2 protein-coding genes are annotated in these 2,029 nt (G+C 62.5%); both read right to left on the bottom strand.

Annotated features, from left to right (window positions below):
- On the bottom strand, positions 1 to 989 hold a 989-nt coding region (locus A2I95_RS33760), incomplete at its 3' end, for a hybrid-cluster NAD(P)-dependent oxidoreductase (RefSeq protein ID WP_291736838.1).
- A 4-nt stretch (positions 990 to 993) separates the two neighbouring features.
- Positions 994 to 2,029: aromatic ring-hydroxylating dioxygenase subunit alpha (locus tag A2I95_RS33755; RefSeq protein ID WP_291736835.1), on the bottom strand; the 1,036-nt coding region annotated here is incomplete at its 5' end.

Here is a 2,029-nt window from a genome sequence, read left to right as displayed (position 1 = left end):
ATATGCACCTCGCCTGCGGTTTTCCTGACCTTGCAGGTGCCGCAGATGCCAAAGGTGCAGCCCGACGGGATGTTCAGCCCCGAAGCCTTGGCCACCGCCAGCACCGTATCTGTTTCGGTGCAGGTTGCCATAACACCGGACGCCGCAAAGCTGATCTCGGCGGCAGCGGTCTCTTCTGGCACCACATCGTCGATCTCGGGCACATCAGCGGCTGTTTCAACCGGCGCGCCAAAGCTCTCCTGGTTGTAGTTCTCCATGTCAAAGCCCAGGCCGTTCAGCATGTCGCGCACCGCCTGCATGAACGGCTCCGGCCCGCAGCAGTAGACCTCGCGCTCCAGATAATCCTGCGCGATAAGGCCCAGCATGATCTGGTTCAGCTGGCCGCGGTAGCCGGTCCAGACCTGATAGGGATCGTCCTCTTCCACCACCAGGTTCAGCTTCAACCCCGGCAGCCGCGACGCCATGCTTTCCAGCTGCTGGCGGGCGATGATCTCGCTGGGGCGTTTGGCGCAGTTGATAAAGCAGATGTCGGGCGACTGGCCGCGGTCGAACAGATACTGCGTCATCGACAGGCTGGGCGTGATGCCCGAGCCTGCGGAGATGAACAGAAACTTGCCATTCGGGCGTTTTGGCAGGGTGAACACCCCTGCCGGGCCAGAGGCGCGCAGGATCCTGCCGGGGCGCAGATGGTCCAGCATCCAGCGGGTGCCGATGCTGTCGCCCTGGGCCTTGACCGTTACCGAAATCGACAAGGGCCGCGAGGGCGACGAGCTGATGGTGTAAGTCCGCCAGACGGTCCCTTCCGGCACCGGCAGTTCCAGTGTCAGGAACTGGCCCGGCTGGTATTTAAACCACGCGCCGGACGGCGCGCGGAAGCTGAAGGTGGCGGTGTTCGGCGCTTCCGGAACAACCGAGACGCATTCCAGCATCTCGTCGTCCTTCCACGCCAGGGTTTCGTCCAATGTCTCAAAATTGGCCTGCAATCCCATGATCTTACTCCGCCGCAATCAGATGGCGGCCGGTCAGCGCGCGGGTCAGATGCTCGGCATACCAGTTAGAGAACTGAATGACGCCGCTTTCCTGCACCTCGGAATAGGGACCGGGTTCATAGGCGGGGGAGTTGATGCCTTGCTGGTTGTCCTCGACCACGATGCGATCCTCGTCATTGGTCGCCATCCAGACCTCGGTCAGGCGCTTGATGTCGTAATCCTGGCCCTCGACCGCATCCTTGTGCACCAGCCATTTGGTGGTGACTTCGGTTTCGGTCGGGCTGATCGGAGTGACACGGAACACGAGGGAATGATCCGGCAGGAAGTGGTTCCAGGTGGTCGGATAATGGAACTTCAGCAACGTGCCGGCATCCGCAAAGGGCACCCGGCCCAGCGGCTTGGCCACTGCCGCCTTGCCGTCCATGGTGTAGCTTTCCGCGCCTTCGTTCAGCGGCATCCGCGCCAGCCGGTGCTGGCCGCGTGCATCCATGCGGAACTGCGCCGGGCAGCCAGCCGCTTCGATCCGGTCAAAGTGCTTTTGCAGATGCGGCGGGGTCTCGCCGCCCTCAACGCCAGTGACCGAAGGATCCTCGGGGAAGGTCCGGCACAGCGACGGGTGGTTGCCGCCGCAGTGGTAGCACTCGCGGTTGTTCTCCCAGACCAGCTTCCAGTTGCCGTTCTCAATGATCGAGCTTTCATAGGCCACCTTGGCATTGCCCAGATCATGCGGCTCCAGATAGGAGCGGGCCACCTCGGCAAAACCGTCAAAATCCGGCGCCTCATCCGCCAGGCAGATGTAGATCAGCCCGGCCAGGTCGCGGCAATGCACCGGCTTCAGCCCGTGTTTGGAGGCATCGAAATCCGGCCCCATGTCCCGCGCCCACAGCAGTTTGCCGTCCAGCTCATAGGTCCACTGGTGGTAGGGGCAGACCAGCTTGGGCGAATTGCCCTTCTTCGCCTTGCACACAACCGAACCGCGGTGGCGGCAGGCGTTGTGGAAAGCACGCACTTCGCCATCAGTGCCACGCACGATGATGACG

The sequence above is a fragment of the Leisingera sp. F5 genome (assembly GCF_001593695.1).
Note: the sequence above shows the minus strand (reverse complement) of the source record. Positions and strands in the feature narration are given on the sequence as shown.